The sequence below is a fragment of the Kitasatospora sp. NPDC004240 genome (assembly GCF_053603215.1).
Genome location: NZ_JBSGFD010000001.1, coordinates 131,933 through 138,871, shown reverse-complemented (window position 1 = coordinate 138,871; position 6,939 = coordinate 131,933). Strand labels below are relative to the sequence as shown.

The 6,939-nt window shown below is 69.4% G+C and carries 6 protein-coding genes and 1 pseudogene; 6 read left to right on the top strand and 1 reads right to left on the bottom strand.

The genetic code is table 11. The features are described from left to right. Positions 1–71 precede the first annotated feature (71 nt). The 4 genes and pseudogenes from ACWEQL_RS00635 to ACWEQL_RS00620 all read left to right on the top strand — a co-directional run bounded on the left by ACWEQL_RS00635 (position 72) and on the right by ACWEQL_RS00620 (position 3,986). Positions 72–830 carry a GP88 family protein gene (locus tag ACWEQL_RS00635; RefSeq protein WP_452147922.1) on the top strand — a complete coding sequence of 253 codons (759 nt, stop codon included), beginning with the start codon at positions 72–74 and terminating at the stop codon, positions 828–830. 140 nt (positions 831–970) lie between these two features. Next, positions 971–1,696 (top strand): annotated as a pseudogene (locus tag ACWEQL_RS00630) (transposase family protein); the annotation flags it as partial. A gap of 360 nt (positions 1,697–2,056) precedes the next feature. Next, entirely contained in the window at positions 2,057–3,175 is a 1,119-nt protein-coding gene (locus tag ACWEQL_RS00625; RefSeq protein ID WP_452147919.1) for a hypothetical protein, read from the top strand. A gap of 73 nt (positions 3,176–3,248) precedes the next feature. Next, the gene (locus tag ACWEQL_RS00620; RefSeq protein WP_452147918.1) at positions 3,249–3,986 is read left to right on the top strand and encodes a hypothetical protein; all 738 of its coding nucleotides are present in this window, start codon (positions 3,249–3,251) and stop codon (positions 3,984–3,986) included. A gap of 80 nt (positions 3,987–4,066) precedes the next feature. On the opposite strand, the gene ACWEQL_RS00615 is transcribed toward ACWEQL_RS00620, so the two are convergent. Continuing rightward, positions 4,067–5,698 carry an ADP-ribosylglycohydrolase family protein gene (locus ACWEQL_RS00615; RefSeq protein ID WP_452147917.1) on the bottom strand — a complete coding sequence of 544 codons (1,632 nt, stop codon included), beginning with the start codon at positions 5,696–5,698 and terminating at the stop codon, positions 4,067–4,069. A 300-nt stretch (positions 5,699–5,998) separates the two neighbouring features. Here ACWEQL_RS00615 and ACWEQL_RS00610 point away from each other — a divergent pair, with 300 nt between their 5' ends. After that, a complete protein-coding gene (locus ACWEQL_RS00610) occupies positions 5,999–6,238 on the top strand; it encodes a hypothetical protein (RefSeq protein WP_452147916.1) in 240 nt (79 codons plus the stop codon). Positions 6,239–6,311: 73 nt separating this feature from the next. Further along, on the top strand, positions 6,312–6,881 hold the full coding sequence (locus tag ACWEQL_RS00605; protein ID WP_452147915.1) for a hypothetical protein: 570 nt from the start codon (positions 6,312–6,314) through the stop codon (positions 6,879–6,881). The last annotated feature ends 58 nt before the right edge of the window (positions 6,882–6,939 follow it).

Below are 6,939 nucleotides of genomic sequence, written 5' to 3'. Positions count from 1 at the left end.
CCTGCGCAAGCACAGCCGAGACGCCACTCGACCACTGGCCACCCTCGGCATCACGTGATCAAACCGGACGGATCGCCAGAACGACGCCGCCCTGGTCCTCCCCCACGGCGGTGAAGCCCCGCCGGCTGCTGACCCAAAACCGGCAGCTTCGTCAAGAGGGGATCTTCAACTGGACCCTGCCGGCATGGGCGGGGCGCTTCCCTGCCGGCCGCTCCTACAACGCCTGCCCAGAAGCCGGGGCGTGCCGAAAGCTCTGTTACGCGAGAGTCGGGACGTACCGCTTCCGGAACGTCCTGGAAGCTCACGAACGCAACCTCCGCATGGTCATCGACAGGCTGGAGGAGTGGGAGCGGCAGATGGCGGAAGAACTCACGCATAAGCGCTACGCCGATTCCTGGATTCGTCTGCACGATTCCGGCGATTTCCATAGCGATGAATACCTTGAGGCCTGGCTCCACATTATGCGCGGCGCCCCGGATGTCAAGTTCTATTGCTACACGAAATCCGTCAGCCGATTCCGCCGTCTGGTCGAGCCTGACCCGCCGGGCAACTTCCTGTGGTGCTACAGCCTTGGCGGCAAGGAGGATCACCTCTTGGACCTGGAGACGGAGCGCCATGCGGAGGTCTTCCCGGGAGTGGCCGAGCTGGAAGCCGCCGGATACCACGACCAGACGGAATCGGATCTCCGCGCCGTTCTCGGACCGGAGAAGGTAGGAATTCCAGCGAATCGGATTCCACATCTGCTCAAGCGCCAGGGATCCGAGACGTTCGGGAGCTTGCAGCGCGCCCTGGATGCGCGCCTGGCGGAGAAAAAACGGCGCACACAGTGAACCTCTTTCATCCTGTCTCAGCGGGGTGAAATGGCTGGTCAGGAGGGGTGGAGTAACGGGCGAGGCTCCTGGTCGTTGCGTTGGTGTTCTCTACGCACCGCGCATCGCCCGAGGAGCCTCGCTTGGTCCCGTATCCTGCCATGCTCGATGTCCCGCATGAGCTTGTTGAGCACGTCTCGTGGCTGATCTACGCCCGAAGGCGTGAACTGCGTTCGCGCTGGCGGCGCTTGAGCTGCTTCAGGCAGGCCCTGCTCACCTTGGCCCACCTGCGGAAGAACGAGACCCTTGCGCAGCTCGGAGCCGGCTTCGGGGTGTCGCAGGCGACCGCTTGGCGCTACGTCGACGAGACCCTGGAGGTCCTGGCTGCGTGGGCGCCTGGCCTGCGCGAGGCGCTGGTGGGTCTGGGCGAGGGTGACTTCGTGATCGTCGACGGGACGCTGATCCCGACCGACCGGATCGCCGCGGACGAGCCGTACTACTCGCAAAAGCACCGCAAGCACGGAATGAACGTGCAGGTCATCGCTACTCCGGACGGCACACCGCTGTGGTTCTCCCGCGCCCTGCCCGGCCGCACCCACGACCTGACCGCCGCCCGCGCCCACGGCATCGTCCAGGCCTGTCTGACCAGAGAGATCCTGGTCCTGGCGGACCGGGCCTACCAAGGCGCCGGCGCCACCGTCCGCACCCCCTACTACAACCACCACGAACTCCCCGAGCACTACCAGCAGTACAACCGCGACCACGCCCGCCTCAGGGCCTCCGGCGAACGCGCCTTCGCCCGCCTCAAGTCCTGGCGGATCTTCCGCAAAGTCCGTTGCTCGACCAACCGCATCAGCCGCACCGTTGCCGCCGTCCGCACCCTCTTGACCTGGGAAACTCAGGATGAAAGAGGTTCAGTCACCGCAATTCGATTTGCCGACCTGAGCGACGTCACAGACCGCACAGCCGGGGCGGGTCCCAGTACGGGGCCCGCCCTGTCGGCATGCCCCGGCGGCGGTGGCACCGCTGCACGACACCACTCCTATGCGATTGCGAAACTCTATGATTGAGGCTAGTCTCGTGCGCTGGGCCGCTCCCTGCGGCCCCGGCGCACGGCCTACAACCGGTGGCAGGTCCGCACAGGACCAGGCAGTCTCGCCAGCCGCAACTGAACAGCAGTCACCGGTCGCCGCAGCGCAAGCGGGCCGGATCCTGACGAAGGAATGCCGGCCACAGATGGAGCGACGATGATTCCCGCAGGCAGCACACAGAACTACACCCACTTCGACAGAATGGCCGAGCGCTACAAGGTCGACCGCACCGCGGCCCACCAATGGTCGCAGGAGGAGGGCTTCCCGGAAGTCCTGCGCACCGCCGGCCAAGGCGGCATGCAGATCTACGATGAGGACCAGGTCGACGCCTTTGTCCGCGAGCACCATTTCGGAGCCTGGCTGCGGTCTCGTGAAGGCCAGAAGAACCCCCTCGACCTTCCCGCTGGAGGGCCGCGGGATCTGCTGACCCTAAGCCGGATCGGTGAGCTCGAGGGCCGTGCACTGCGCCGTGAAGCGACGCCGGTCGCGACCCTGCGGACCTACATCTCCAAGGGCACCCTTCCCAAGCCCGACCGGATGCCCGAGGACGGGCTGCGCCCGGTGGTCACCGAGCCGATGTGGTTCCGCGAGACGGCCTACGCGTACATCAGCCGGCCCCGCCGAGTGCGGCGCAACCCTAGCGAGGGCGCGGCGAAGAAGCAGGCCACCGCGACGCCGGCGCAGAGCGAGGAGCAGCTCCTGGACCTCGAGCTGCCGGCTGGCGACGACAGCGACCTGCTCACCCTGCAGGAGGTCGGCGAGATCGACGGTCACGCTCGCGGCTGGGGCAAGGCCACCGCCATCTCCACGCTCAACAAGCTGAAGTCCCAGGGCGTGCTTCCAAAGCCGGACAGGATGCCGGGCGACGGCCTGGAGCCGGCCGTCGAGGAGCCATCCTGGTACCGGTCCACCGCCTACCGCTTCACCCGGCGCCCGGGCAAGATCGGGGCGCGCGTCCGGAAGCCTGCGGACTCCTCCGTGGCGCCGGCCGCAGTGGACGACAGCGCACTGCTGGACCTGAAGCTGCCCGCCGGCGAGGACACCGACCTGCTCACCCTGCGGCAGATCGGCCAGATCGACGGGAAGGCGCGACGCCGAGGCCGGGCGACCACGGTGTCCTCGATGAGGACCTACCTGTACAACGGAGTGCTGGAGAGGGCGGATCGGACCCCTGGTGACGGCCTGGAACCGGCCGTGGAGGAGCCGGCCTGGTTCCGGTCAACCGCCTACCGCTTCGTCCGCCGGCCTGGCCAGGTGGGGGGTGCACGGTCATGACCTCTTACCTGCAGCAGCGGGCCAGCTGCCGTCGTCGTCGCGCCGTCCCGACGCTCACGAGGAAGGGGCGCTCATGAGCGAGTCCAGCCTGTCGGCGGGTCGTATCAACCGCGAAGGCATGTGCAGCGCCTACGGCCACCAGCCGCGCACGATCGACGCCTGGGTGAGGCTGCTGAACTTCCCCGCGCCAGGTGATGACGGACGGTGGGACGCAGAGCAGGTCGATGCGTGGGTCAAGGCGAACCGGCCGCAGTCGTGGCCGGCCAAGACGGCAGAGATGCAGGAGCTCGCGTCCGTCGAGGCGGCGGACGAGGAACCCGGAGAGCGCGAGGACGAGGTTCTGCTGCCCACCAAGACGGCCCTGGCCGCCCACTTCGGGGTGAGCCTGTCGGCGGTGAACGCGTGGACGAAGGTCGATGGCTTTCCCGCCGGCACCGAGGGCGGGTGGCCGGCCGGCAAGGTCGAAGCGTGGGTGAAGGAGAACCGGGCGCACGTATGGGCGGAGCTGACCGGGGCCGCGGCCAAGGTCGTCATCGCGCCGCCGCAGGGGGACCCGAAGGACCTCTACGACATCGGCGGGTACGGCGAGATCCTGGGCAACGCCACTCGTGGCCGTCCCCTCTCACGCTCCACGATCTCCTCCTACAAGAGCCTCGGGCACCTGGAGCCGCCGGACCGCAAGCCGGGCGACCGTAAGCGACCGGAGGTGTTCGAGCCGATGTGGTTCCTGGAGACCATCACGCGTCACGTCTACGGACGCAGGGGGCCCGGCCGGGTACGAGCCGGCCGAACCCGCCGCAAGAGCAGCTGACACGCGTAGCGGCCAAGGGGCGTGGCCCCCGAGATTGACTCGGGGGCCACGCCCCTTGGCCTTTGAACTGTTCCCGCTAGCTACCGGCCGGGAAGCAACGAACGCCAGCTCGCACGGCGGCGCGGCTGCCGAAAGGCGTTCCTCGGCATCCGCTCGCCCGCCAGCTCGAACACAGCCGCCAACATCTGGTGGTTGCTCGTGAGCGTCCAGTGGCCGAGGACCCGTTGGACCTGACGCAGCGCATCGCGCGGGGCCGTGCCGTAGGCGAGGGTGCTGTAGATGGACGCGATGGCGGGGGTACGGCTGCGCCCGGCCACGCAGTGGACCAGCACCCGCTTGCCCGACTCGCGCAGTCGCAGCACCTCGTTGGCGGCCTGGTCGAGCACGTAGTGGAGGTTGTTGTTCGCTCCCGGCTTGTCGACCAGCCAGACCCGGACGTGCTCGACGGGGGTGTGGGTGAGGATCGGGTCGGATCCGACCCGGCACAGCGATACGACGGCATCCACGGGGGCCGGTCCGGCGTGTTCGGTCAGGGCGAGGTTGCCGAGGATGATGCCCGGGTCCAGGGGGTGGGCGACGGAGAACGCGCGCCCAGAGGTGAACGGGGTGGGAACGCGCTCGGCGGAGGGCCAGCCGTCCGGGTCGTTCTGCCCGTAGCGCGCGGTCAGGACGGCCATGCGGATCAGGTGGGTGGCGGTGTTGGTCGGCCAGCCGTGGACCTTGTTCTGCCACACAAGGGGGATGCCCGAGCAGCCCCAGCGCGCCCCGAGGAGGGCACCGGCGATCGCGGCGACCGTATCGGTGTCGTTGCCGGAGCGCACGGCGGCCTCCAGCGCGAGCTGGAAGTGCTGTGCGGCGAACACGCCGTCCCCCGGGCGGTCATCGGGGACGGGGGTGCGCGTGATCGCGGACCACGCGGCCTGGAGCGCGGCCACGACCCAGCCGTTCTGGCGGCCGAAGTGGCGCGGCGGCAGCGTCTCGGCCTCGTCCAGCCGGGCCGCCCAGATCGCGCGCTGGTCCGCCGGAAGCAGGTCCAGCCCCGCACGGACGCCGTCGAACGTTCCGTCAAGGACAGCCGTCCGGACGCCGCTGCACCACAGGATGCACGCTGCCGCGCAGTCCGGGTCGGCGTGGGTGAGCTCGCTGACCAAGGTCGCCGCCTCCGCCATGGCCTGCGGGTCGTCCAGGTAGGCGAGGGCGACGACAGCGGTGCGCATCAACGAGCCGTTCCCGGCGCTGTACTGGTGCGTGGCGGCGTGGCGGCGGGAGATGGAGAGCATCCGGTCCGACGGCGCGCCGGTGGCGCGGGAAGCGGCGCGGAGGACCGCCGCCGTCTGGTTGCCGATGTCCGCCGGGCGGCCCCGGTACCAGCCGAGGAAGTTCTCGGCGATCTGGTCCAGGGCCTCGCTGTTGCGCAGATCCGCGCCGGTCGCGGCGACTTCGGCGATGCAGACGGCCATCTGGGTGTCGTCGCTGTACTCGCCGGGCGCGAACGGCCCGAGGCCGCCACCCTTCATCTCCGGGTGCTCGCAGTCGCTCAGGACGGTCGCGAACTCGTAGGGGACGCCGAGCGCGTCTCCGACGGCGGCGCCCAGCAGCACGCCCGCGACGCGGTCCATGGTGCGCTCGTTCAGGCGCGGGGCCGGAGCAGCGGCGGTCCACGGGTCGTCGGCGAGGGTGTCGACGGTGCTGATCTGCGCGCGCTTGCTCATGGTGGGGTCTCCTTCATGGGGGGGGAAAGGGCTTGGGCCGTCCGTGCGGCGGCCGGGAAGTGACGGTCCGGGCGACTCCAACCCCGTGACGTTTTGACAAGTTGTCATAGCGAAAGCAGGCACGTCAAGAGCTTTGCGTAAGTTGCTCAACTCTATGAGTCCATGTATGGTGTTCATCGTTCGGCGAGGGCCGCCCGATCGCTCTGACGCCTTAGGCGCAGCACGTCGCGGTGCGGCCACAGTCCGGCTCAGCCACCAACCCTCCCGCCGGGCCCGCCCCGCGATACACCGGAGTCCTCGATGCTCGTCCCCGACCTGTCCCGCTTGCTGCGGGAGGCCACCCCCGCGCAGCTGGTTGCCGCCGTCAAGGCGGCCGTTGACGCAGCTGGCTGGTACGCCCCGGCACCGAAGCCGGATTACGGGGACACCGAGTTGACGATCGCGTGTGCCGAGGCGAAGGCCGACGTCGCCCGGGACGTCGCGGACGCCGTGGTCCTCGCGCTCAGCGCCGCCGCACCAACTTCCGGCCAGCCGTCGTGACGGCACCTGCCCGCCCGTCCACCACAGAGGAGCACCGTTGAACCGCTCTTGGCGATCCGTCCCCATGCCACCCTTGATCGCGCGGATTCCGCGCAACAGCGCCGGGCGCCCGGTGCCCGGCAATACGCCCTGGTACACCAGCGCGGAGGGCCAGATGGTCGTCCGGGAGAACGCCGAGCTCGGACCGCATATCGCGTGCCCGTGCGAGCCCGGACGGGGAACCGCCGCCTTCGGCGCCCAGTGCCCCGAGCGCCAACGGGAGCTGATGGCCCAGCGCCGCTGCGGGGTCTGCTCCACGGCAATCGAGCCGACCAGCCAGCTGGTGTTCATCGGCAGCCCTACTGACAACGCCTACATGGAGCCCCCGGCCCACGAGCAGTGCGCCGCCTACGCGCTTCGCGTCTGCCCCGTGCTGTCAGCCGAGGGCGCGGAGCCCGGACTCGCCCTGGCCATGATCTATCGGCTGGCCGAGCGCCGGATCACCGGGCTCGGGCCGGACTTCAAGCGCGACTACACGCTCTTCCCCTACGGCGCCGAGTCCGCGCGGCTCTTCGGAGTCCTGGACCTCTACCTGGCCTTCCCCGAGGCACCGGTGCGGATCCCGGCCAGGACGTGGCTGGCCGACCTCGCTCCCCAGATGTAGGTGCGCGGACGGCCGGGGCCCGTCTGGGCCCGGCCTTCCTCAGCTCACCGACTCCCCT